This window comes from Terrabacter terrigena (genome assembly GCF_042676085.1).
GTDB lineage: Bacteria > Actinomycetota > Actinomycetes > Actinomycetales > Dermatophilaceae > Terrabacter > Terrabacter terrigena.
In genome coordinates this window covers 25,423-49,134 of record NZ_JBHTKH010000012.1, presented here as the reverse complement: position 1 = coordinate 49,134, position 23,712 = coordinate 25,423, and the positions used below count along the sequence as shown (strand labels likewise).

Genomic DNA, 23,712 nt, shown 5'->3' with positions numbered 1-23,712 from the left:
CCCCTGGCGACCAATGTCGTTCGAAAGAGAGCACATGCCCCACGCATCACGGCCGGCGGCGGCTGACACACAGAGCCGGACCGAGCTCATCGCGCACGAACCGGTCGAGGCGCTGGCCGGGCTGCTCGATGTTGGTCTCCCGGACCCTCGCGGTTGGGTCCCCCCTCTGTGGCACTGGCTCTATCTCCTCGATCGGCGCCCGCAAGGCCACCTCGGCCCCGACGGCCACCCCAGCTCCGGTATCCCCGCGCCGCCCGGCCCCGGGCTGCGCCGGATGTTCGCCGGCGGACGGATCCAGACCTACCGCCTCCTCGAGATCGGGCGGCCGGCCACGAGAACTGTCCGTGTCGCCAAAACCTCGACCAGGCAAGGGCGATCCGGTCCCTTGACGTTCGTGACCGTCCGTCACGAGATCAGCCAGGACGAGGAGACAGCGATCATCGAAGAACAGGACATCGTGTACCGGGCAGCGGACACCGGCTCACTGCCGACCGGTCCTGGTGCTCAGGTTGCGCCGCTGGCCGGAGAACCGAAGCTCAGCCTTGCGGTCACCGAGTCGCTGCTCTTCCGGTTCTCAGCCCTGACCTACAACGCCCATCGCATTCACTATGACCACAGGTGGGCACAGAGGGAAGGCTACGAGGACCTGGTCGTCCACGGCCCCCTGCAGGCGCTCATGATGGGCGAGCTGCTGCGCCGCAACGGAGTGCAGCAGGTGGGGCGCGAGTTTGCGTTCCGCTTGGTTGCTCCCTTGGTGGGGCCGCAGACCATTGTTGCGACAGCGGGGGAACAGGGTCTTGGCGCAGGCGCGCAGATCAGGGACGTTTCAGGAAGGGTCACAGCAGCCAGCACGCTGGGACCCCTGGTGGCCCCTTCGTCACTAGGCGAAGGTCTGCCGGCGGTTGGCCTACCGCCGTCGGTCAGCGGTGTCGCCGACGATAGCGTGGGGGGCTTACCGCGGACGGCCACCGCAGCGCTGTGGCCCTGGGCCACTGGTCGTGAGGGCGATAGTTAGTCGCTGCCGCCGGCACGGGAAAGAATCGCCCGCGCGCGGCTGATCACCGGGCCGTCGATCATCTCGCCGTCATGCCGGACAGCACCACCACCCGCGCCGACCTTCAAAACCTTGACAGCCCAAGCGAGCTCATCTTCGGTCGGACCGAACGTGGTGTTGATCGGGGAGATCTGAGATGGGTGTATGGCGAATTTTCCGGTGAAGCCAAGGCGCTTGGCGTAGGCGGCGTCGTCGGCGCACGTGGTCGGGTTGTCGAGCGTCGTCGTCACGCTCTCAACAGGTCCTGGTAGGCCCGCCAAGCGCGAAGCCACAACGATGGTGGATCGGGCGAACAGAAGCGCCTCCCGACCCGGTTCACACCCTAGGTCGGCGGCCAAATCGAGATGGCCCAAAGTCAACCTTGCGACGCCGCTCACGGCGGCCAGCTCGGAGGCCCGGTCAAGACCACGAGCAGTCTCGATCTGGGGAAGGATCGGGACGTCAGCACCGAGCGTCGCGCCGAGGTGTCTCAGTGCGTCCGGGTCGTCGGCCATGGGCACAACGACGCCGACCACGCCTGGCATTCCGGCCAGGGCCTGGTGGTCGGCTGAAAAGTAGTCAGTTCCCACGCCGTTGACGCGGACAAGTGCTCGGCCTCCCTGCTGCAGCCAAGACAAGACATGCTCGCGGGCAGGAATTTTTCGATCCGGTGCCACCCCATCCTCGAGGTCGATCACGACGACGTCGGCGCCGGATGAGCTCGCCTTAGCGAACCGCTCGGGCCGGTCACCGGGCACGAAGAGAGCCGATCGGGCATTCGCTACGCGGTTCATCTCACGCACTTCGCCTCATGAGACGATATTAGTTTGCTGGCTCCAGTGCGCCCAACCTGCGGGCCCAAAGTCCTGACCCTCCAGCGATACGGTCGTACGGCGTCGTGAACCGCATCGCGGGAGACCCTTGTCCACCGGACTTCACCGCCGCGCTGAATCAGCGGCGCGTTGCCGACATGACCCACGGCGCAAGCTTGGCAAACCATTGACAAGCTCGCTTGCCCGGCGTGCCCTCCGCAGCGTGCCGCCTTCGGGGGCCGTTATGGGCGCCCGACCTACAGATCGGGCGCCCATCGGGGATGCACGGAGTCTTAGGACAGTGCGGCTACCTCGGCGGTCGACCATCTGGCATCGACATCGTCCAGAGAGCCGGTGAAGTCCACGAGAAGCTTCTCGAGGACGCCGGTGGCCTCTGCCACGCAGCTTTCGGTGAATCTTCCGAGGATCGAGGCACAGCGGGCCGGATCCGACGTTCGGGCGGCGATAGCCTCCTCCTCCACCGCGGGGACCTCGGCCAGCCATCGTTGCTCGAGCGCGTCGAAGGCTGCTCGGACCACGGGCTGGCGCGCGGCGAAGTCCCAGGCGAGCTGGCCTCCCTTGGTGGCCTCAAGAAGCTGAAGAAACCGCCACCAATAGGACTGCGGGTCAAAGTGATCCCGTTCGGCGACCTCGGGCGGCTGCACTTGTCCGGCATGCGAGCCTGCGGCGGCTAGAGGCGCCGGTACTGCCTGGGCTTCGACCCACAGTGGCACGTAAACGCCGGTGCACGGGGTGCCGGCCGCCCACCACATGCGGGCGAGGCGGTCCGCGCCTGGCAGGACGCATACGGTTGAGGATGCCGTGTTGCCCCAGGTGAAGCCGGCAGGGTGCTCATGCATGCAGATGGTGAGTAGGTCCGGCAGCGCGGCCGAGAAGAACGGGCCGTCCAGGAAGGAGCCCTCGTAGTGGTCGCGCAGCACGCCCATGGCCCGCCGCTCGTCGACTGCGCCCGCATCGGCTAGGAGCTGGCGCGAACGTTGCAGCCGTGGCTGCGAGGCCTGCAGTGGGGTCATGGGATCGGTGACGGCCCGGGCGAAGTCGAAATCGGGGCCCTTGGGGTGCCAACCGGAGCGCACTGCCAGGTCGGGCAGTCCCTCGCTCATTCGGTCGGTGTGCCTGCGGAGGGTTGGCTGGTTCGAGATCGACCACGTTCCGCTGCTGATCTTGCGGGCAGCCCAGTGTCGCCCGGCGGTCTCCAGGACCCAGCCGCCGGTGGCGTCGGCCACCATGAAGGAGTTGTCATAGGCGCCCCCTTCGGGCGCCCGGCCACCCACTCCGCTGCCCCATTGGCCGTACTGCTCCAGCAGGGCGATCATCACCTCGAGCGCCTCGTCGGCGGTACCGCCGCGTTCGAGCCCTAACCGCAGCAGTTCCATCCCGAGGATCCCGGGCTCGTCTGGCGTCCCGGCCCGGGCACGGGTGATCGCCTCTGCCAGCGGCCGTGTGAAGAGGGCTTCGTTGCCGATGGCCACGCCGCGCTCGTTGAGGCCCAGCTCGTGCCCCCAGCACCAATAGGGGGAGGCACCCAAGTGCGCGTACGTCGCCTCGGCGTCGGGGATGGAGCGGTAGGCCAACTCGAGTGTTCCGCCACCGGTACGTGCCGGGTGGAACCGGAGCGGCTGGCACTCACCGGCCGGTCGGTCGGAGTTCTTGGCCAGAAGGGTGGCTCCTGCTGCGGCGCGGTCGGCCGCGACGAGGAAGGTGTCGCAACTCCACGGGCGGTTCAAGGTTGCCGGCGAGCTCATGCGACCGGGACTCCAGCCCGCTCCGGAATCGCCGCCGGCGTGTAGTACCTGCCCTTGGTCGCCACGGTCAGCGCCACGTGCAGGATCGGCCCCAGGAACATGGCGATGAAGGACGCGAGGTCTGCCAGGCCACCGCCGGCCACGATGCAGACGCCGCCGACCGCCACCGATACCACGAGTGAGATGAGACCGCACGGGTTCCAGGGTCGCACCTCGGCCTCCTTGAACTCGACGTCCTCGGTGCGACCGAGCTTGAGCAGGCGCCGGCAGATGAAGTAGTCGGCCAGGATGATGAGGACCCAGGTGTTGGTCAGCACACCGGCAACCTGGAGGAACGTGCCGAGGTGGTTGATGACGTTGAACGCGTAGAAGACCACTCCGAAGCCCCACACGAGGAACATCCACCACGGGCGCCCAGGCCGGAAGTGAGCAATGACGTCGAAGCCGGAGGCCAGGGTGACGGATCCGCCGTAAAGGTTCATGACATTGATGCGGATCTGGGTGATGACGACGAACAGCACGCCGAGCAGCCCGAGAATATCTACGAAGTAGAGGCCGGGGTCCATGGCGGCGTCGTGCCCGATCTTCCCGACGAGCGAGGAGCCGAAGTAGGCGCCTAGGAAGATGACGGTGAACATCGGGATGAGTTCGAGCAGCATGATCGTGGCCGTGCCCCGGTAACGGATGCTCTTGGCAGCGAATCGGCCGTAATCGGTGGCCATGAGGCCCTGGAAGATCATCTGGCCGTTGGCCATGCTCATTGCGGCGAGCATGCCGCTCGCGCCGGTCGTAGCGGCGGCCCAGCCGCTTGGGCCAACGGGGTGGGCGCCAGGCACGGACTGGAGTCGGATGATCGCGGCCGTGAGGAGGACCACGAAGATGGGGAAGCCCCAGGTCTGCAGGTGGGACATCGCATTCATGCCGCGCCAAACCAGCAGGATCGTAAGCAGCCCCAGGACTGCGAAGATGACCGTGCCGCCGACGGAGCTGACAGGGATGTCGAAGTACCGAGCGATGGCGTGCGAGACGATCGAACCCTCGTACAGGAAGTAGAAGATGAAGTTCACGGCGTAGATGAACGACGTGACGGCGGCGCCGCGGGAGCCGAACCCGAGGCCGCGGGAGATCAGTCCCTGCGACAGACCTTCGCGGCTGGCCATCCGCATGGTGAGCGCACCGATGAAGACGGCCCCGACGAAGAAGTAGCCGATGGGCACCAGCATCTTGGGGAAGCCGACGGCAAAGGCCTGCTGCGCTCCGAAGGAGAAGAAGAACATGGCCGTCGAGTTGCCCAGCAGCACGATGGAGATGGCCGGGATGGGCCAGCGCCGGTTCGCGGGGACCCGTTCGGTGGCGAAGGATTCGATCTGTTCGTCGATCGAGGTGGCAGGACCTCGGAACTTGCTTTTGAATGACATCGTTGTCCTTTCAGTTGGACGCTAGGGTCGATGGGTTGTTGCCGTTGAGGGCGCCGACAGCTTCGCCCGCTGCTAGCTCGAGACCGATGCGCCGGCCGACCTCGCGTAGCAGCTTTCGGGAGAGCTCGGCGTCGTGCTCGCAGCGGGGATCCAGGCTGGTCAAGGTGTCGACGGCGACAAGGCCGGCGGCGCGCCACTGGGCCGGTGTGAGTAGGCAACTCCCCGCCACAGCGCGAACGGGGACACGCGCAGACTGGGCGCGCCGGGCGACAATGGAGGGTGCTTTCCCGCGCAGCGACTGCTCGTCCAGCCGGCCCTCGCCGGTGATGACGAGGTCCGCCCCGCGAAGTTTCTTGTCGAAGCCGGCGAGGTCGAGGAAGTAGTCCGCGCCGGAGACCCATTGCGCGCCCAGGAGGAGGGCTGCGAAGCCTAGCCCTCCACCTGCGCCTGCTCCCGGTGCGGAGGCGGGGCCGGCGGGGCTCAGGCCGGAGTTGGTTGCAAGTGCGACCCAACGGGCGATGCCGCGTTCTAGCGCTGCGACCTCCGCCGGTCCGGCACCTTTCTGCGGCCCGTAGACGGACGCAGCGCCGAGCGGGCCCAGAAGGGGGTTGTCGACGTCCGAGGCGAGGATGAGGTCGATGCCTCGGAGCCGGTCGTCGAGGCCTCTCGCGTCGATCGTCGCGAGCTGGTCAAGGCCGGCTCCACCAGGCGTGACCGGGCGCCCGGCTTCGTCCAGGAGCCGCAGGCCGAGCGCGCTGAGCATGCCGGCTCCCCCGTCGCTCGTGGCGGTTCCGCCGGTCGCGAGGACGATCTGAGTGGCGCCCGCGTCGAGCGCGGCCAGGATTGCCTCGCCGACGCCGCGGCTCGTCGCACGAAGGGCCGCCGCGCCGTCAGGAGTGCCGGCGCCGAGCCCGCACACCAGCGCCGCTTCGATGATGGCGCGCGACCCTTCAACACCAATGTGGGTCTGCCGCGTCACGCCATCGACGTTCGCAACTGTCACGGCTATCGGGCTGGCGCCGCATGCCAAGGCCACCGCCAGACTGCCGTCGCCGCCGTCTGCAACCGGAACGGCGTCGACGTGCGCGCCCGGCAGCTCCGCCGCGAGCCCCTCCGTGAGTGCCTCGGCGACTTCGCCGCTGCTCAGCGAGCCCTTGTACTTATCCGCCGCGATGACAACACGGGCGCGGCAGAGAGGCGGCCCGTGCGCGGCCTGAGCGGCGTGGTCGGCGGAGAACATGAGCCGAAGTATGTCTGACAAGTATCCATAGATGTCAAGCGTTCACGTACGCCAAGTCGGTAGGACTATGGGTAGGATGCGGTTGACATACCGGAGCCGAGCTGAGGCAGGTGGGGATCGCGATGGCCCTTCGATTGGATGTGCGCAGCGTCGTTGACGCGTTGGTCGACTCCCTGCGCGAGCGCATCTTCTCTGAGCAACTCCCGGGCGGTGCCGCCGTCACCGAGCTTGAGGTCGCCGCGGAGTACGACGTCGCGCGGCCCACTGCCAAGACCGCAATCGAGCGACTCGTTGGGGAGGGACTGCTGGTCCGGGAGCAGCACCGCAGCGCGCGGGTGCTCCTGCTGGACGCCGATGAGGTCGAGGACCTGTACTTCGCCCGGGGGTGCCTGGAGGAGTCAGCGATGCGCAGGCTCGCTCTCACAAGGGCCGCCGTGCCCGACGAAGCGCTCAAGGCCGCGGCCGACATGGAGGACGCGCTCGCGGCCCGAGACACCTTGACCTTCGTTGATGGAGATATCCAGTTCCACCGCAGCTTCATTGATGCATTGGGGAGCGCGCGGCTTAGCCGCGCTCACGGGTTGCTGCTGTCCGAGACACGGCTGTGCATGGCGCAGGTCCAGACGCATGACCTGATTCGCCCCACCCAGATCATCGAGGAGCACCGGCGGATCCTCGCCGCGCTACAGACGGCAGACCCCGAGGCGGCCGGCGCCGCGGTAACCGAGCATCTTCTGCTAGCGAAGCGGGCGCTGACCGCCCACCTGCGCCGCTGAATCTGGTGAGATTGACAACCCGAGACGAAGCTACGTGCATAACGCCAAGGGAGCGATCACGCCAGACTGGAAGGACAGCAACATGGAGGCAACGGAAGTCAAGCACCATGAGGTGGACGAGGACCGTCCACTGGAGGAGTTGGTGTACACCTTCGGCGGTGCGGAGCCGATCGCGTCCCTGAAACCGGGGACGCTGCTGTCCACATCTACGCTCGACGCTTTCGCCGGCCGTCTTACCTCGGTCGACCAACGCCCATCACAGGTGTGTGACCCGCGCTTCCTCAACCCTCAGACGGGGCCCTTTTTCATCGAGGGAGCACAGCCGGGCGACACGGTCGCTGTGCATTTCGTAAGCATCGAACCGAGGAACGATTGGGGAGTGAGCACGACGGTGCCATTCTTCGGGGCACTGACAGGAAGCCGGGAAACCGCCCTTCTCAATGCAGCCTTGCCGGAACTCACCTGGATCTACGAGATCGATCGTGAAGAACGCTTGGTCCACTACCAGGCGCTTGACAGTAAGTTGCATCTACCGCTACCGATGGCGCCAATGCATGGCACGGTGGGCGTTGCCCCACCTCTCCAGGAGGTCCGGTCCTCACTCACGCCTGGCTCTTGGGGCGGCAACATGGACACACCCGAGATGAAGGTCGGCACCACCTGCTACCTCGGCGTGAATGTGGAAGGGGCAATGCTCAGCTTCGGGGACGGGCATGCAAGGCAGGGCGAGGGAGAGACGTGCGGCGTTGCCGTCGAGTGCGCAATGGACTCGACCGTCCTAGTTGATCTGGTCAAGCGGACCATGACGCCCTGGCCTCGGCTGGAAACTGACGAGCATATTATGACGGTGGGCTCGGCTAAGCCGTTGGAAGATGCGTTCCGCATAGCGCACACGGAGATGGTTCATTGGATCGCCCAACTCCTTTCCCTGTCTGTCATGGATTCCTACCAATTGGTTTCCCAGGCCGCCCTGAGTCCCATTGCGAACGTCTGTGACACCGTCTACTCGGTAGTGTGCAAGGTCCCCAAGCGGCTGCTAGGTTGGGTCACTCCATTCCAAGGAAAGCATGCTGAGCTGCGCGCGCAGGCGGGATGAGCATTAAGCCGAGCGTCCAGACATTGCGCCCACTGCCACGGTTCACGTTCACCATCGCGGCCACGAGCGCACCGCAGCCGACCCCTTTGAAGACGTACCGCGAAATCATTACCGCGACCGGCGGCGATTGCGGAGAGAGCGCGCGCTCTATCGGAAGCTACTGCCGGCTGTGTGGGGTTCGCTTGCACGCCCTTGAGGGAGACGCCAGGACGAGCCAGCTAGAGCCCCGGTGCGGCTCACGTCCACCGACTTCAAACGTGCACATCTCGGACGGCTCCTGGGCCCGCCGGTCGCCATTGTCGAGACGCTCACGAGCCCGGTAAACGTATCGAAGATTGTCACCCTCGCCTCGGTCACCGCATCCGCCACGCTGGCCCCAGCGAGCGGGTTCGGGACGGAGTAGCGGGCCGACCCGGGCGGATCGTGCCCAGCTTGTCGACCCTCCGCACGGTCGGCGCCGGCCCGATCGGGGGCCGCAGTGACGGCAGGTTGGTGAGCGGTCCGGCTCGGTGCCCCACCGCCGAGTCGGGACTGCAGCGACCTCGCTGTGCACCGCCGCGTTCAATCCTCGCACCACGCCCGCGCCCGATCGTTCGCGCCGTGCAGGTCGCCCAGCACCAACGCCCGCGCGGCCGCGTCCAGGCCGCCAGCCTCGAGCAGCAGCGGGGTGAGGAAGTCGTCCTTGCCTACCCGACGAGCGCCTCTACGATGCCAGTGGACTCGGGATCCGCAGCCTCGCAAGAGTCCGGCCGGAACCGGTAGCGGCTCACGAACCGGACGTAATCGCTCCTTGGGACAAGACGATTAGGGAGAACGCCAACCTTGAGGCAGCCCATCCGATCCGCGAGCACGACCTTCGGCACCCCACCCAGCGCCTCGAAACACTCGGCCAGCATCGCCAACGTCGTGGCCGCCTTCTCATCCGAGGCGGGCCGCACGAACCACCACCGTGACCACGCCAGCACGGTGCAGAAGACGTGGACGCCGGCGATCACGCCCCAGTCGATGACCAGGTGCTCACCCGGGGACCACACGGCCGGACGACGGCCCGGGCCTGCTCACGGCGCCACGCCTGCTTCTCCGGCGCGACCAGGCGCCGGAAGTTGCGGTTCGACCCGCTGTGCCCGACGGGGCGGGCCTTGTGTAACAGCCGCTTCGCGCTAGTTTTGCCCCGAGTGCCCTTCACGGCCTGCGCGATCAGATTGCGCATCGCCTCGTAGTTCGTCGGCCGCGGCCGACGCGCCGGCGCGGATCGCCGGATCCCTGACATTCGATGACCCGTTTCACGGTCTTGTGAGTGGTCCCGCAGATCGCTGCGCCGCCACCGTAGGTGCCCACCTGCTGGTAGGCGGAGATGACGTTCATTCGTTCCCTCGCAGACATCACAATGGAGCCCTCCTGGGCGGCGGTGCGGTGACTGGCTAGACGCCGCCACCTCACCGCTCAGGGCTTCACGCTCCGGGTCGACACGACGAGGGAGGGATGGGGACTTCTACTCGGGCATCAACGGGGACCTCCACCTGGTCACCAGCGGGCACTTTCATGGCCATGGACAGGGGGTCTGCGCGCTCAGCTGGCGGCCATCGCCTCCACGCTGCGGACGGCCTCGACCACGGCGTCTGGTCGGTCGTGTTGTATGACGTGTCCGGATCCTTGGACCGGGACGAGGATGATGTTCGGGTGCTTGCGGTTGGTCCGTCGCGCCGCCGCCGAGAAGCTCTTGGCGCTGCGATCGCCGGTGAGCCAGAGCACGGGGCACGTGATACCGGCGATGGCGCGACGACCTAGTTCTCGCTCCCCGGTGCCGGCCTCGATCTCGCCCAGGATGCTGGAGGCGTTGGCCAGCATGGCATCGCGCCACGGGGCGGGAAGCCGGTCGAGGTCGTTTCCTTCACCGCGCCGGATCAATGCCCACCGTAAGAAGTATTCGGCGCCTTGGCGATCGCGCCCTCGAGCGGCGGAAAACTTCGCTCGGAAGACGCCTGCCAGTAACTCAGGCCGGGGATGGGTCTTGGCGCTCAGGGGTGCTTCGAGGATGACTACGGCGCCCACGAGGTCGGGCCGGGTGGCCGCGAGATCCAAGGCGATGAGACCGCCGGCGCTCCAGCCCACCACCGTGGCCGGTCGTCCGCCCAAACGCTCGAGGAGGCTGGCCGCGTCGTCTGTGTGTCGTCGCAGGCTCGTCACAGGAGGAGCTGCGGAGAGGCCGAACGAGCGCCGGTCGTAGGAAAGGACCCGATGGTTGTGGGCCAGGATTTGGGGGACCGCTCCCCACAGGTTGGCGGCAGTGCCATGGATCAGCAGGACAAGGGGGCCTTGACCGGCATCGGTGACCTGGACGCGGCAGCCGTCGATCTCGAGCGGGTCCATAGCACGCCCTCGTACTCCTTGTAGGAGCACCAGTTTACTCCTACTAGGAGTAGCGTCTACGGATGCGACGGACCTCCACGACGACGAACGCGCTGCTCGGGCTGTTAGGGCTGCGTCATACCTGGTCGAGCTCCGAACTCACAGCGCAGATCGCGCGCAACATGCGCTTCTTCTGGCCCAGAGCTGAGAGTCGGATCTACGCTGCCCTCACCGTGCTCGCGTCCGAAGGAATGGTCACATCCTCACCGGAGCCGATCGGCCCGCGGCGCAACCGAACCCGCTATGCAATCACCCCCGCCGGGCGGCGCCGGCTGAAGGCGTGGCTCGCAAGTCCACCACGCCCAACCGTCTTGGAATGCGAACCCCTGCTGCGGCTGCTGTTCGGTCATCTGGGCACCGACGACCAGGCGGCACTCGCCGTTCGTCGGATCCGCAACGACGGAGAGCGGATCCAAGCCGCTGGACGTGCCATCGGCATGGAGTTCATGGAGCGGAGGGCGCCGTTCCAGGAGCACGTGCAGATGCGCGCTCTGGTGTTCGACTTCCTCGCCAGCTGGTCGAGCATGCTGATCGACTGGGCCGACCGGTCACAGGCAACCATGGCGCGGTGGCCTGAGCAGTCGTCCCAAGAGCGCCATGAAGCTGCCTTGGCCGTGATCGCAGCCCGGTTGCCGGACTCGGGCGCGTAGAAGGTGCGCCTGGCCGGAGCGGCCGAAGATGACCCAGCCAAGCGCTGACGAGGACGCGTCGATCGCCCATCAAGGGCTCATGTCGGACGGTGGCTGGCAGGCGCACCATGGCTGCGACCGTCGACCGCTTCAGGCGCGCTGCGCCGCAAGCTGTGGCCGAGGTGTCCGTGTGGGCATCCGGAACACCCGGGACGTCCACTGGCGCGGGTTGGCGACGACTTTCCGCGGGGAAGTTTGTTCAGACCCGTAAACGTCGCACGTCAGCGAATCGCATTCTCTGGACTGTAATCCGTCGCCGACAATTCGACTCCTGACTCGTTTGTGGCCTCGCGCACCGGGTGAGTTGACTTCTGTGGCTCTGCCGTCGGGGCCGTGTCTCAGGGCGTTTCGGTTGTGACTGGCGCGTCCGGTTGCAGAATGTCAAGCGCGCACGAGGTCCCGCCCATTGTTCGCGTGATCTTGAGTCCGCTCGATGCGTGCACATGGTGTCCCGAAGCAACCGTTGGCACCTAGCAAGTATCCGGGACGAGGCGCCACACTTGGACGAGGCGCCGAGAAGGAGCGCATCGTGGATGAGACTGTGAGAGTTCAGGCGCCAGTCCTGCTGAATGTGGACGAGGCTGCGGAGTGGTGCAGGATCAGCGTCGGGACGTTGAACCACCTGCGCATCCACGGCAGGTTCGCGCCAGCCGTTCGAGTCGGCAAGCGATGCTTCTGGATGCCGCAGGACCTCCTCGCATGGCTGGAGGCTCAGAAGGAGCGGGTGTGATCCTCAAAAGGCCCAATGGGAAGTGGCGTGTCCAGGTCAAGCACCGAGGCCGGGTCGTGGCCGACCGCACTTTCGAGCGACGCGGCGACGCCGTGCGCTGGGAGATGGAGCAGAAGCGCCTACTGCTCTCCGGCGAGTTCGTGTCGCCCTCGGCAGGACGCGTCACAGTGTCGGAACTGGCCGAGGAGTACCGCGACGCACGCATCGGACAGATCTCGGTCCGTGCGTGGGAGTCGGACGAGAGCGCGCTACGCGTCCACATCGTGCCCGCCTTCGGCAAGCTGCCCGTGTCGGCAGTCTCGCCGGTCCACGTGGAGCGCTTCCTCACCGACCTCGCCGTGTCCCGGTCGGTGCGAACAGCAGCGAGAGTGCGCACGACGCTTCGTGGCCTCTTCCGCTACGCCGTACGGACCCGGCGGATATCGAAGTCGCCAGCCGAGGACGTGCCCCTGCCCCGGCCCGACTCGCGGACGGGCAATGTGGTCGAGGTTGCCCCATTCACTCTGAACCTGCTCCTCGAGGTCGTGGACGCCCAGCGACAGCACACGAAGCGCTACGCCGAGATCACCCTCGTGCTGGCGCTGACTGGGGTCAGGTTCGGCGAGCTGCGTGGCCTGCGGGTTCGAGACGTCGTCGACATGCCCTACCCCGGGGTCCTCGTCAAACGATCGATCCCGCAGTCGGGTCGGACCGGCGCTGTCATCGAGCGAGCGACGACCAAGAGCGGTCGGTCACGGCTGGTTCCGCTCAGTGACTTGGTCCGCCCGGTCGTCGAGTCGTGGGCCGAAAACCGGGAGCCGGACGGCCTGCTCTTCCCTGCGCCGGAGGGCGGGTACCTGTCCGCTCAGAACTGGCGCCGAGCCGTCCACTGGACGACCACGGGCCTAGGCCGCCGGCCCCATGACCTGCGGCACACCGCCGCGAGCCTGTGGATTGCTGCGGGTGTCGATATCAAGACGGTGTCCTCGTGGCTCGGTCACTCGACCGCGAAGCTCACCCTCGACACGTACGGGCACCTCCTGGGCACGGACGCCGACCGTGCGGCGCTCGATCGGGTCAACAAGGCCCTCGGGCACCCCACGGGCACCCAACCGGCGTCCGGGCTCTCGTGGATCGCAGGAGACGGCGCCGTAAACACGCGCTGACCTAGGCAAACGTGTGGTGCCCCCGGCAAGATTCGAACTTGCGACACCCGCTTTAGGAGAGCGGTGCTCTATCCCCTGAGCTACGAGGGCGGGCACGGCCGGACCCGGGCTGCGATCCAGACGCAACGGGGCGGTGCGCCTCGTCCACGTCTGGCTCACTGGGTGGCCACCGGGGACAGGTTACTGGACGCAACCGGTCGTCTCGCGCACGCATGCCGGTGTCGCCTGAGGTGCTCGAGCCGGGCGGCCGCGCCGCACCGCTGCAGATCGGCCCGGTGGGCACGACGGCCCGTGGACGTCAGCAGATGGTGTAGCGCGGCGCCGGGTCGTTGTACGTGTCGCTCCAAGGACCGGCGCTGACCGTGATATCGATGTTGACGCACGGCGACCAGCTGGGGGAGAACACCATCCCGCTGTAGCCGAACGAGTAGTCCTTCGCGCTTGCGCCGTACTGGCCGTACGCGTTCGAGATGTTCGCCGACAGGCCCATGCCGTTCGGGTTGTTGGGAGCGACTCGGACCCAGTTCGTCACGCAGCGCCCCGACCACCAGAGCTCCACCTGCCCGACGTACCGGCCGTACCTGTCCCACACCGGCTGCGAGTCGACGAGCGACTGGTCGGAGTCGCACCCCTTGATCCAGGGGAAGTAGCCGTTCATCTCCGTGCCGGCGCTGGCCGGCTGCGCGCCGACGAGCGCAACAGTGGTGGCCATGCCCAGGGCTGCGAGCAAGGTGTGGACTCTCTTTGTGGTTCTCATCGTGTTCCCCCTGTGGGTTGTCGCTGTGGGTCTCCGGCGTGCCGCCGGGCGATTGCAACCTACGGAGGGAACGGCGAGCCCGCGATGGGGAGCACTCCCCACCACGCGCGTACGGGAAGGGCTCGCGGACTCGACCGGCCAGGGCGACGCCAGCACGACCCGCAGGCTCAGGCGCCGGTCCTCACGTCGACCCCCTCGCGGAGCAGGTCGACGTGGCCGCAGTGCTGCCCGTACCCGGTGACCATCCGCAGCACCAGCCAGCGCAGGTCGACGTCCTCGTACCAGTCGAGCGCTCGTGCGATGTCGTCGAGGCCGTGGGCAGCCACGATGTCGCGCGACACCGCACACTCTGCGTGCCAGGTCGCCACGTCGGCGGCGAAGTCGGCGTCGGCTGGCGTGTTGAAGTCGAGGTCGGGCTGGTCCTCGGTGAAGAACAGGAGCGGCACGTCTCGGCGTTCGAAGTTCTGCTGGAACCACCAGCGCTCGTCGCCGGCAAGATGGCGGCCCAGCCCGTCCGCGGGTGTCTCCACCATGCGCGTCACTCTGCCGTCCGCCCCTGTCGCGTGCCGTGCGCCTCGTCGACCGGGGCGCGCCCCGCACGCTCCCGGCCGGTGGCCTGAGCTCGCGGAGCTGTGAGCAGCGATTCCTGCGCCGGCTGGTCTGTCGGTGGCAGTCCGGAGGGGCTTCGTTGGTTAGCCTGCTGGAATGACGGACGCGCCCAGGACCGACCCTGCCCTCCAGGCCGAGTCGTCGGGCGATCCCCGGGCTGACCGCGTGGCGGCTGCGGTGCGCACCTGGCAGCGGACGCTCGTCGACCTCGGCGGGCGCAACACCCTGCTCTGGTACCGCGACCTCCCTTCCGGCACCCTCGACCTCACGACCGCCCACCCCGGCGGCGTCTCGATGCTTCTCGCCGGGCGCCGCACGCGCCTGTCCGACCTCGTGCGCGAGCCCGTCGCCTTCGACGAGGCCCGGCGTCGGGCCCGGGCGATCCGGTCGAAGGCGCTCGAGCTGCGCGAGGAGCGCGGCATCGCCGCCGGCTTCGTCGCGATCGGGATGGCCACGTGGTCGGTGCCCCGCGCGGCCCGGCCGCCGGCCGCACCCGTGCTGCTCCGCTCCTGCGTGCTGCGGCCCACCGGAGCGGCGCAGGAGGACTTCGAGATCGACCTCGGGCCCGAGGTCGAGCTCAACCCGGTGCTGCGCGAGTACCTCCGCTCCGAGCAGGGCATCGAGATCGACGCCGACGCGCTCGCCGACCTTGCCACCGTCGGCAACGGCTTCGACCCCTACCCCGTGTATGCCGCCCTCGACCACGAGTGCGGCGGCGTACCCGAGTTCTCGATCGCGCCGCGCCTCGTGCTCGGCACGTTCTCCTACGCCAAGCTGCCCATGGTCGCCGACCTCGCGCTGCAGGGCGACAGCCTCGCGAACCACGACGTCGTGGCGGCGCTCGCGGGCGACGAGTCGGCGCTCGCGGCCGTCCGGCTCCGCCTCCCCGAGAGCGAGCCCGACCCGGACCCCGAGCACGAGCACCTGGTCCTCGACGCGGACTCGTCGCAGCACGCGGCCATCGACGCCGTCCGCGCCGGTGCCCACCTCGTCGTCAAGGGGCCGCCCGGCACCGGCAAGTCGCAGACGATCGTCAACCTCATCGCCTCGCTCGCCGCCGAGGGCAAGTCGACCCTGTTCGTCGCCGAGAAGCGCGCCGCCATCGACGCCGTTCTCAGCCGGCTCGACCGGCTCGGTCTCGGTGACCTCGTCCTCGACGCGTACGACGGCCCGACGAACAAGCGCGCCACGGCGCAGCAGTTCGCGAAGAGCCTCGACTCCGCGGTCGAGAACGACCGGTCCGTCAGCGACCACACCACCGCGACGCTGCGCGAGCGACGCGCCCGCCTTCAGTCGCACGTGCAGGCGCTGCACACCGTCCGCGACCCGTGGGGCGTCTCCGCGCACGACGCGCAGGAGGCCCTCGTCGAGCTGGGCACGCGTACGCCCGCACCGACGAGCCACGTACGCCTCGGGGGGCGTGAGCTCGCGGGTCTCAGCCGCACCCGCGCCGTCGAGCTCGGCCGGCGCCTGCGCGACGCCGCGGGCCTCGGCGCGTGGACGCGCGACGGCGACGACCCTTGGTATGCCGCCCGCATCCTCACGTCTGACGACGCCTCCCGGGCCCTCGACATCACGAGCCGACACAGCACGAGCGGACTCGACGACGCCGCCCGGCAGCTCAACGCGATCCTGTCGGAGTCCCATGTGCCAGAGGCGAACTCGCTGGAGGACCGGAAGGCCGCCTTCGCGACCATGGCGAACGTCCGCGAGACCCTCGAGGTGTTCCGCCCGGAGGTCTTCGACATCCCGCTCAAGGAGCACATCGCCGCGACCGCAACGCGCGACTGGCGCGACAACCGCGAGATCGAGATGGGCTGGCTCGAGCGGTGGCGCATCCGCCAGCAGACCAAACGGCTGCTGCGGCCCGGGCGTCCGCCGGCGAACCTCCACGAGGAGCTCGTGTCGGCGAGCGAGCAGCGCGAGCACTGGTTCGAGCTCGTGGGGGGCGGTGGCCGACCCGAGATCTCACCGCGGCTCGACGAGGGACTGGCGCTGCTGCGCGGCCTCACCGCCGATCTCGAGTGGCTCGACGAGCGGCTCCAGCCCGGACCCGACGGGCAGACGCTGGTCTCGCTCCCGCTGGGCGAGCTGCGCGCCCGGCTGGCGGCCCTCGCCTCCCGCCCCGACCGCATCGCGGTGCTGCCGCAGGTGACGGCCGTCCTCGACGAGGTGCGCGCCACGGGCCTCGGACCGCTGGTCGACGACCTGGCGCGTCGCGGCATACCCACGGAGCAGGTCACCGCCGAGGTCGAGCACGTCTGGTGGGCGTCGCTGGCACAGGAGATCACGGTGCGCGACCCCGCCTACGGCGCCCACGACGGCGCCGGCCTGCGCCGCGACGTCGCCGAGTTCGCCGAGGCCGACCGGGAGCACCAGAAGGCCACGGTCGAGCGGGTGCGGTCGGCCGTGGCCCGCAACGTGCGCGAGGTGCTCGCCGACAACCCGGCCCACGAGGCTCTCGTGCGGGCCGAGGCCGGCAAGGCCCGCCGGCACAAGGCGCTGCGCGACCTCATGCCTCAGGCCTCGACGACCCTGACGGCGATCAAGCCGTGCTGGGCGATGAGCCCCCTCGTCGTCGCCTCGACCCTGCCGCCGGGTCGCTGGTTCGACGTCGTCATCTTCGACGAGGCCTCCCAGGTGCAGCCCGCCCAGGCGATCTCGGCGATCTCGCGGGCCCGCCAGGTCGTCGTCGCCGGCGACGAGCGCCAGCTGCCCCCGACGAACTTCTTCACCGTGGTCTCCGACAACGAGTCCGACACCCCGGCAGGTGTCGACGACACCCTGACCGAGGGCTTCGAGTCGGTCCTCGACGTGCTAGCCGCCGCATTGCCGACGCGCAACCTCACCTGGCACTACCGCAGCCGCGACGAGCGCCTCATCGCCTTCGCCAACCAGTCGATGTACGACGGCCGGCTCACCACGTTCCCGGGCACCGCGCTCGACTCGGCCGTCACCTTCGAGCCGGTCGACGGCCAGGCCGAGGTGCAGCCGGGCGTCGACGCCATCGAGACCACCGACAGCGAGGTCGCCAGGGTCGTCGAGCTGGTGCTCGAGCACGCCCGCAGTCGTCCCGCGGAGTCCCTCGGCGTCATCGCCCTCGGCATCAAGCACGCCGACCGGCTCGAGGACGCCATCACCGAGGCCCTCCGCAGCGCGCCCGACGTCGCCGCCTTCTTCGACGAGGCGCGCGACGAGCGGTTCTTCGTCAAGAACCTCGAGCGGGTCCAGGGCGACGAGCGCGACGCGATCATCCTGTCGATCGGCTACGGCAAGACCCCGCACGGTCGCGTGCTGCACCGTTTCGGGCCCCTGAACAACGAGGGTGGCGAGCGGCGCCTCAACGTCGCGATCACCCGCGCCCGCGCACGCATGACCGTCGTCTCGGCGCTGCGGGCCGCCGACCTCGACCCGGACCGCCTCAAGGCGCGCGGGGCGATCATGCTGCGTGACTTCCTGGCGTACGCCGAGGGCCGCGGCGTCGTGGCCGACGAGGGGACGCTCTTCGCGACCGCCACCACGACGAACGACCCCCTGCGCAGCGACCTCGCCAAGCGTCTGCGCCGCGAGGGACTCACCGTCCACGAGGACTACGGCACGGCCAGCCACCGCATCGACATCGCGATCGAGGACCCCTACCACCGCGGTCGCGCGCTCGTTGCCGTCGAGACGGACGGCGCCCGGTACGCCGCGCTGCGCAGCACGCGCGACCGTGACCGGCTCCGCCCCGAGCAGCTCGCCCGTCTGGGCTGGGTGCACGAGCGCGTCTGGAGCACAGACCTCTTCCGCGACCCCGCGCGCGAGATCGCACGACTGCTGACCGTGGCCCGCACCGCGTCACCGCCGCCGCCTCAGACGGTGGAACCGGCGGCGGCCGGGCATCCGGCCGACGCCGACCGGAACGGCTCCGACGTGGCGAGCGGGCCCGGTGAAGGTCAGAGCGGGTCCTCGGCCCCCCAGGCTGACACCGGCCCTGAGCCGCACGACCCGAAACCGGGCGAGGCGACCGCCGGCGACGAGACGACGGCGCCGGCACGTCCCGCGAAGCGCAAGCGCCGCCGTGTCTTCCGCAAGGGAACGGCAGAGAGCGCGACCGAGACTGCGACCGAGAACGCTGACGGTGACGAGCCGGGCGCAGCCCTTCGGCGCAGCAGCGACGAGCTCGACCTCGGCTGGGGTGACGGACCGTCCGGCACAGGCGTCGGCGACCGCTGGCTCGAGGAGCAGCGCCCCCCGCACTACGAGTGAACCGCGCCGACTCGCGGGCAACCGACCGACAGGTCCGCGGGTGGTGGAATGTTGAACGGCCAGCCCGCGTTGTGGCCCGCATGAACACGACGACTCCCTTCACGCTGCGACTCTCGTGGGCCGAGGGTCTGTTCGAGCGAGGCGACTTCCTCGCCGCGGCCACGGCGCTCGCCGAGCTCGTCGACGAGATCGACTCCGCGGGGCCGGCCTCGGCGTCCGACGGCGTGCTGCACTCGGTGACCGACCTGCGGCTCCTGCTGGCCCGGGCCTACTTCAAGTCGGCCCAGCTCGGCCGGGCGGAGTCGACGCTCGTGCGCGTCATCGAGGACGCCCCGACCGACGCGTACGCCCACCTGCTGCTCGGTCGCACCCTGCAGCGGGCCGGTCGCCACGCCGACGCGGCTCGTCCCCTGGCCCTGGCCGAGGTCTTCGGCGGCTACGAGCGGCCCAAGGCCTATGGCACGGACGAGGCAACCGGTACCCCGGCTCCCGCCACGACCTGACCACGGCCGGACCCGGCCTCGACGGCCGAGTGCCCACCTCCCGACGCGTCGGGAGGTGGGCACTGTGCTTTCCGGCCGGAAGGCATCCGGCCGATGTCGTGCCTGGCGTCGCGGTCGGTCAGCGCACCCGGAGGGCGTCGCGGATCTCCTGCAGCAGGATGATCTCCTCGGAGGGGGCCTGGGGCTCCGGCTCGACACCGCGCTTGCGGCGCTCGGCAAGCAGGTTCATCGGGACGACGACCATGAAGTAGACGGCGGCAGCCACGATGAGGAAGCTGACCAGCGCGGTGAGGAAGCCGCCCACCGAGACCCCTCCTGGGGTGAACGAGGAGAAGTTCGGCTGGCCGCCGACCTTGCCGATGAGGTCCATGATGATCTTGACGAAGGCGTCGACGACCTTGCCGAACGCTGTGCCGATGACAACCGCCACCGCGAGGTCGACGACGTTGCCTCGCATGAGGAAGTCCTTGAATCCCTTGATCACGTGCGTGTCCTGTCTCTCATGACCCCCGAGGAGCAGGCAGGTCGCCCATCAAGGCAGCAGTGGACCGGTCGCTGTGGCGTGACGTGGTCGTGACCGTGCGTGGCGATGCCAGGGGTTCCAGTCTGTCGGTGAGCGGTGCACCCGAGTCGCATGCGCCCCGAGTGGTCGTGCGTGACGCGTCGAACCCTACCGTCCGGTGGGGCTGGCCTGCCTGACGGCGAGGACCAGGCTCTGCCCGGCCCCGAGGGCACCGAGCCCGCGAGCGACCTCGGCGGCCTGCGTTGGGCTGAGGGCGAGCGTGAGCAGCGGAGGCGCGGCGACCCCGAGCCCGCTGGTGGGCCCGGCGTCGCGGACGGCCAGGACGACGACGTCGGACGCGACCTGCGTGCCGCTGCCGGTGGCGTAGAGGTCGATGTGGTTGCCGGGACGCACCCCGACCGAGCCGGCGTCGACCACGGGGACGCTCAGCGCCACGTGGTCGGACGGCTGGCCGACGAGCAGGTCACCACCGACGAGCCGTTCGGGGGTGAGCACCTCGTGCTCGGCGAGCGGTCCGGCGGCGGCGCGCCCCACGGCCGACCCGGGCGTCGTCAGCGCCGTCGCTGGACGTTCGGCGCTCGGGCGCCGGACCAGTGCGACGTCGTCGGGCGAGACGACCTGACCGGCCGCGACGTCGCGAACGACGACGAGCGTCGGGGCCCCCAGCCCACCGGCGGGCGCCGGCCGAAGGGCCGCCATCGTGACGAGCAGCGCGGCCCCGGCGAGGACGGCGGCCACCCATCGGCGCCACCGCGTACGCCAGGCGCGGCGTCGGCGTGGACCGTCCGGCCACTGGGAGCGTGACCCCGGGCGGGGTCGGTGCATGCCGTACATCAGGGCAGCGTGAACGGCAGTTCCAGCCCGTCGAGGCTGCGGCGGCACGGACAGGTCGCCACGTCGTCCGCCTCGTAGGCCGGCATCTGCCCGATGGCGTCGTGGAGGACGGAGCTAAGACGCTCGACGTTGGACGCGAAGACGCGCAGCACCTCCTCGTGGGTGACCGCCTCACCACCCTCGACACCGGCGTCGTGGTCGGTGACCATCGCGATGGTGGTGAAGCACATCGCGAGCTCACGGGCCAGGGCAGCCTCGGGCATGGTCGTCATGCCGACGATGCCGAAGCCCGCCTGCTGGTGCATGACGGACTCGGCGCGCGACGAGAAGCGCGGGCCGTTGACGACGACGAGGGTGCCCTCGGGCACCACCTGGAGGTCGGAGAGCCGCGCGGCGTCGATGGCGACCTGGCGCCCGTTGGGGCAGTAGGGGTCGGCGAACCCGACGTGGACGACCGGGCCCTCCTGCTCGTAGATCGTGTGCGGGCGCCCCCACGTGCGGTCGACGACCTGGTCGGGCACGACGATGGTGCCCGGGCCGTGCTCGGGTCGCAGCGACCCGACGGCGCAGGGCGACAGGACCTGGCGCACGCCGACGGCGCGCAGGGCCCAGAGGTTGGCGCGGTAGTTCACCTTGTGGGGTGCGAACCGGTGGCCCTTGCCGTGCCGGGCGACGAAGGCGACGGTGCGGCCCTCGACCTCGCCGACGACGAGCGGGTCGCTGGGGCGCCCGAACGGGGTGTCGACGTCGACCGTCTCGTGGTCGTCGAGGAACTCGTAGAGGCCCGAGCCGCCGATGACACCGATCTCGGCGCGCGGGCCGGCGGGGTCGGGCATCGTCGGGAGAGGCACCTGGTCAGTCATCATGCGGCGAGCCTAGGGCGGTCACCGACCGGGCCGGGCAACCCACGCCACGGGTGGGGACAACGCCCCGCGACGTCAGGAGGCTGTGGACGAAGAGGACGACGTGCTGGCGCTGCCGGACCCCGTGGACGAGCCGCTGGAAGAGCCGTTCGACGAGCCGCCGGAAGACGTGCTCGCGCCACCCGAGGAGCCGGACGAGCTGGACGAGCTGGACGACCCCGACGAGCCCGACGAGGTGGGGCTCGTGGTGTCCTTCGTGTCGCCACCGGTGGCCGATGTCGAGGCACCCGAGCCCTTGGACGGTGCCCGCGAGTCGGTCTTGTAGAAGCCGGAGCCCTTGAACGCGATGCCGACCGGGTGGATCACCTTGCGCAGCCGGGGCTCACCGCAGTTCGGGCACACCGTCAGTGCGTCGTCGGTGAACGACTGGCGGATGTCGAACGCGTGGCCGCACTCTTGGCAGGCGTAGGAGTAGGTGGGCACAGGTGAACCTCGGGCGTCGAATGGGAGATGAACCGCAGGCCAGTCTACGGCCAGCCGGCGAGGCGCCCGCCCCGGCTGATCTCGCGGATGCGCCGCTCGGTGCGCTGCTTGACCTTCGAGGTCGTCACCACGAGCAGCCGGTCACCGTGACGGATCGTCGTGTGCGGCTCGGGCACGAAGCCCTCGCCGCCGCGCACGACGAGGGTGACGTTGGCCCCCTTGGGCAGGCGCAGCTCGAACACCGCGACCCCGTGCAGCCGCGACTCGTCGCCGACCGTCACCTGGATGACGTCGGCGCTGATCTCCATGAGCGAGGTCGACTCGAGGTCGACGTCGACCGAGTGCACCTGCTCGGTGAGCCCCAGCCGTTTGGCGACCCAGGGCAGGGTCGGGCCCTGGACGACCGTGAACACCACGACGAGCATGAAGACGAGGTCGAAGATCCACTCGGTGTCGGGCGTTCCCGTCACACGGGGCACGGTGGCGAGCACGACGGGCACGGCCCCTCGCAGACCGGCCCACGACAGGAACGCCTGCTCGCGCCAGGGCACGCGGAACCACGACACCGACACGATGACGGAGAGCGGGCGGGCCACGAGGAGGAGCACGAGCCCGATGACGAGCGCCTTGACGAACATCTCGTCGAGCCTCGTGGGGTCGGCGAGGAGGCCGAGCAGCACGAACAGGCCGATCTGCGCGACCCAGCCCATCGCGTTGGCGAAGCTCTGGAAGGCCACCCGGTTGGGCAGGCCCATGTTGCCGAGCACGAGGGCGGCGATGTACGTCGCGAGGAAGCCGGACACGTGGACCGCGGCGCCGACGGCATACGCGAGGACGGTGAGCGACACGACCCCGATGGAGAAGAGGGCGGACGACGCGCCCGCGACGCGGCGCAGCAGCTGGCCGCCCAGCCAGCCCACGAGCCCACCGACGAGCGCGCCGCCGGCGAGCTCGACCGCGGTGTGGAAGAGCAGGACCCACCACGGGTCGGCCGTGCCGCCGGGCATGCCCTGCGCGGCGAACGCGACGACGAGGATGACGACGGGGGCGTCGTTGAAGCCGGACTCGGCCTCGAGCATGCCGGAGATGCGGCGGGGGAGCGCGACGTTGCGCAGCACCGCGAAGACGGCGGCGGCATCCGTCGACGAGACGATCGCGCCGATGAGCAGCGAGGTCGTCCACGACAGGGGGAGGAAGGCGTGGGCGGCGACGGCGACGACGAGCACCGACACCACGACCCCGACCGTCGAGAGCACCGCCGCCGGAGCGACCGAGCGCCTGATGTTGCTCCACGAGGTCGTGAGGCCACCCTCGGCGAGGATGAGCACGAGGGCGGCGTAGCCGAGCACGCGGGTCGTCGACGCGTCGTCGAACTGGATGCCGGCGCCCGCGTTGCCGAGGGCGACGCCGATGCCGAGGTAGATGAGGAGTGACGGCAGGCCGGAGCGGACCGAGAGGCGGACGGCCGCGACCGCCACGAGCAGCACGAGCGAGCCGATGAGGAGCACGCGTGTCAGGTCGTCGAGGGTCATGCTCGACGACGTGACGGACGCGAGTGCGGGCAAAGGAGGCTCCTCCGGTGTGGGGCAATCCAACCATCCCGATGCGCCTCTCCGGGCGGCGTGTCCGCGCTCGCCGGAACCCGACGAGACGGTTCGGCAACGATGCGGCGCGGCAGTCCGCGGGCGGCGACTCGGGCCTTCGGCCGTGGCCTAGGCTCGTTCGCGTGTCACGGTTGAAGCGCGCTCGTCAGATCGTCCTGCTCGTCGTCGTCCTGC

General features: G+C 69.2%; 21 protein-coding genes, 1 tRNA gene and 1 pseudogene. 9 read left to right on the top strand and 14 right to left on the bottom strand.

Annotation, left to right across the window (positions count from 1 at the left end; genetic code table 11):
• The first annotated feature begins 34 nt into the window (after positions 1 to 34).
• Complete coding sequence (locus ACFQ2V_RS16330; RefSeq protein WP_386053910.1) at positions 35 to 1,015, top strand: mesaconyl-C4 CoA hydratase; 981 nt, start codon at positions 35 to 37, stop codon at positions 1,013 to 1,015.
• Here the strand turns inward: ACFQ2V_RS16330 and ACFQ2V_RS16325 are convergent.
• From ACFQ2V_RS16325 to ACFQ2V_RS16310, 4 genes are all read right to left on the bottom strand, one after another.
• Positions 1,012 to 1,827 carry an HpcH/HpaI aldolase/citrate lyase family protein gene (locus ACFQ2V_RS16325; protein ID WP_386053958.1) on the bottom strand — a complete coding sequence of 272 codons (816 nt, stop codon included), beginning with the start codon at positions 1,825 to 1,827 and terminating at the stop codon, positions 1,012 to 1,014. The two genes, ACFQ2V_RS16330 and ACFQ2V_RS16325, sit on opposite strands and share 4 nt — an antisense overlap.
• A 311-nt stretch (positions 1,828 to 2,138) precedes the next feature.
• Positions 2,139 to 3,611 carry a C69 family dipeptidase gene (locus ACFQ2V_RS16320; RefSeq protein WP_386053909.1) on the bottom strand — a complete coding sequence of 491 codons (1,473 nt, stop codon included), beginning with the start codon at positions 3,609 to 3,611 and terminating at the stop codon, positions 2,139 to 2,141.
• Positions 3,608 to 5,029 (bottom strand): purine-cytosine permease family protein, encoded by a 1,422-nt coding sequence (locus ACFQ2V_RS16315; RefSeq protein WP_386053908.1) that lies wholly within the window; start codon positions 5,027 to 5,029, stop codon positions 3,608 to 3,610. Before ACFQ2V_RS16315 ends, ACFQ2V_RS16320 begins: the two co-directional genes overlap by 4 nt.
• A 10-nt stretch (positions 5,030 to 5,039) precedes the next feature.
• Positions 5,040 to 6,269, bottom strand: a complete 1,230-nt coding sequence (locus ACFQ2V_RS16310; RefSeq protein WP_386053907.1) for a glycerate kinase — start codon at positions 6,267 to 6,269, stop codon at positions 5,040 to 5,042.
• Between the two features lie 110 nt (positions 6,270 to 6,379).
• On the opposite strand from ACFQ2V_RS16310, the gene ACFQ2V_RS16305 reads away from it, so the two are divergent.
• Positions 6,380 to 7,045, top strand: coding sequence for a GntR family transcriptional regulator (locus ACFQ2V_RS16305; RefSeq protein ID WP_386053906.1), 666 nt, complete (start codon positions 6,380 to 6,382; stop codon positions 7,043 to 7,045).
• Positions 7,046 to 7,079: 34 nt separating this feature from the next.
• Entirely contained in the window at positions 7,080 to 8,141 is a 1,062-nt protein-coding gene (locus tag ACFQ2V_RS16300) for an acetamidase/formamidase family protein (RefSeq protein WP_386053905.1), read from the top strand.
• A gap of 686 nt (positions 8,142 to 8,827) precedes the next feature.
• On the opposite strand, the gene ACFQ2V_RS16295 is transcribed toward ACFQ2V_RS16300, so the two are convergent.
• A complete protein-coding gene (locus ACFQ2V_RS16295) occupies positions 8,828 to 9,136 on the bottom strand; it encodes a hypothetical protein (RefSeq protein WP_386053904.1) in 309 nt (102 codons plus the stop codon).
• A gap of 574 nt (positions 9,137 to 9,710) precedes the next feature.
• On the bottom strand, positions 9,711 to 10,511 hold the full coding sequence (locus ACFQ2V_RS16290) for an alpha/beta fold hydrolase (RefSeq protein WP_386053903.1): 801 nt from the start codon (positions 10,509 to 10,511) through the stop codon (positions 9,711 to 9,713).
• 62 nt (positions 10,512 to 10,573) lie between these two features.
• On the opposite strand from ACFQ2V_RS16290, the gene ACFQ2V_RS16285 reads away from it, so the two are divergent.
• The 3 genes from ACFQ2V_RS16285 to ACFQ2V_RS16275 all read left to right on the top strand — a co-directional run bounded on the left by ACFQ2V_RS16285 (position 10,574) and on the right by ACFQ2V_RS16275 (position 13,114).
• A complete protein-coding gene (locus ACFQ2V_RS16285) occupies positions 10,574 to 11,200 on the top strand; it encodes a PadR family transcriptional regulator (RefSeq protein ID WP_386053902.1) in 627 nt (208 codons plus the stop codon).
• A gap of 568 nt (positions 11,201 to 11,768) precedes the next feature.
• A complete protein-coding gene (locus ACFQ2V_RS16280) occupies positions 11,769 to 11,969 on the top strand; it encodes a helix-turn-helix transcriptional regulator (protein ID WP_386053901.1) in 201 nt (66 codons plus the stop codon).
• A gap of 56 nt (positions 11,970 to 12,025) precedes the next feature.
• The gene (locus tag ACFQ2V_RS16275; RefSeq protein ID WP_386053900.1) at positions 12,026 to 13,114 is read left to right on the top strand and encodes a tyrosine-type recombinase/integrase; all 1,089 of its coding nucleotides are present in this window, start codon (positions 12,026 to 12,028) and stop codon (positions 13,112 to 13,114) included.
• A gap of 14 nt (positions 13,115 to 13,128) precedes the next feature.
• Here ACFQ2V_RS16275 and ACFQ2V_RS16270 read toward each other — a convergent pair.
• The 3 genes from ACFQ2V_RS16270 to ACFQ2V_RS16260 all read right to left on the bottom strand — a co-directional run bounded on the left by ACFQ2V_RS16270 (position 13,129) and on the right by ACFQ2V_RS16260 (position 14,404).
• Positions 13,129 to 13,204, bottom strand: a tRNA-Arg gene (locus ACFQ2V_RS16270).
• Positions 13,205 to 13,412: 208 nt separating this feature from the next.
• Positions 13,413 to 13,844, bottom strand: coding sequence for a hypothetical protein (locus ACFQ2V_RS16265; protein ID WP_386053899.1), 432 nt, complete (start codon positions 13,842 to 13,844; stop codon positions 13,413 to 13,415).
• A 194-nt stretch (positions 13,845 to 14,038) separates the two neighbouring features.
• Positions 14,039 to 14,404, bottom strand: a complete 366-nt coding sequence (locus tag ACFQ2V_RS16260) for a mycothiol transferase (RefSeq protein ID WP_386053898.1) — start codon at positions 14,402 to 14,404, stop codon at positions 14,039 to 14,041.
• A gap of 172 nt (positions 14,405 to 14,576) precedes the next feature.
• Here ACFQ2V_RS16260 and ACFQ2V_RS16255 point away from each other — a divergent pair, with 172 nt between their 5' ends.
• Together ACFQ2V_RS16255 and ACFQ2V_RS16250 are read left to right on the top strand one after the other, a co-directional pair.
• Positions 14,577 to 18,728 carry an AAA domain-containing protein gene (locus ACFQ2V_RS16255; RefSeq protein WP_386053897.1) on the top strand — a complete coding sequence of 1,384 codons (4,152 nt, stop codon included), beginning with the start codon at positions 14,577 to 14,579 and terminating at the stop codon, positions 18,726 to 18,728.
• An 80-nt stretch (positions 18,729 to 18,808) separates the two neighbouring features.
• Positions 18,809 to 19,231, top strand: coding sequence for a tetratricopeptide repeat protein (locus ACFQ2V_RS16250; protein ID WP_386053896.1), 423 nt, complete (start codon positions 18,809 to 18,811; stop codon positions 19,229 to 19,231).
• A gap of 118 nt (positions 19,232 to 19,349) precedes the next feature.
• Here ACFQ2V_RS16250 and mscL read toward each other — a convergent pair whose 3' ends face one another.
• The 3 genes from mscL to ACFQ2V_RS16235 all read right to left on the bottom strand — a co-directional run bounded on the left by mscL (position 19,350) and on the right by ACFQ2V_RS16235 (position 21,454).
• The gene (gene mscL / locus ACFQ2V_RS16245; protein ID WP_386053895.1) at positions 19,350 to 19,715 is read right to left on the bottom strand and encodes a large conductance mechanosensitive channel protein MscL; all 366 of its coding nucleotides are present in this window, start codon (positions 19,713 to 19,715) and stop codon (positions 19,350 to 19,352) included.
• 186 nt (positions 19,716 to 19,901) lie between these two features.
• Positions 19,902 to 20,492 (bottom strand): SAF domain-containing protein, encoded by a 591-nt coding sequence (locus ACFQ2V_RS16240; RefSeq protein ID WP_386053894.1) that lies wholly within the window; start codon positions 20,490 to 20,492, stop codon positions 19,902 to 19,904.
• Positions 20,493 to 20,587: 95 nt separating this feature from the next.
• A complete protein-coding gene (locus ACFQ2V_RS16235; RefSeq protein ID WP_386053893.1) occupies positions 20,588 to 21,454 on the bottom strand; it encodes an S-methyl-5'-thioadenosine phosphorylase in 867 nt (288 codons plus the stop codon).
• 82 nt (positions 21,455 to 21,536) lie between these two features.
• On the opposite strand from ACFQ2V_RS16235, the gene ACFQ2V_RS16230 reads away from it, so the two are divergent.
• Positions 21,537 to 21,776, top strand: a complete 240-nt coding sequence (locus ACFQ2V_RS16230; RefSeq protein ID WP_386053960.1) for a hypothetical protein — start codon at positions 21,537 to 21,539, stop codon at positions 21,774 to 21,776.
• A gap of 62 nt (positions 21,777 to 21,838) precedes the next feature.
• On the opposite strand, the pseudogene ACFQ2V_RS16225 reads toward ACFQ2V_RS16230, so the two are convergent.
• Together ACFQ2V_RS16225 and ACFQ2V_RS16220 are read right to left on the bottom strand one after the other, a co-directional pair.
• Positions 21,839 to 21,934, bottom strand: a pseudogene (locus ACFQ2V_RS16225) (FmdB family zinc ribbon protein); the annotation flags it as partial.
• Between the two features lie 44 nt (positions 21,935 to 21,978).
• Positions 21,979 to 23,499 (bottom strand): potassium/proton antiporter, encoded by a 1,521-nt coding sequence (locus tag ACFQ2V_RS16220; RefSeq protein ID WP_386053892.1) that lies wholly within the window; start codon positions 23,497 to 23,499, stop codon positions 21,979 to 21,981.
• Between the last annotated feature and the right edge of the window lie 213 nt (positions 23,500 to 23,712).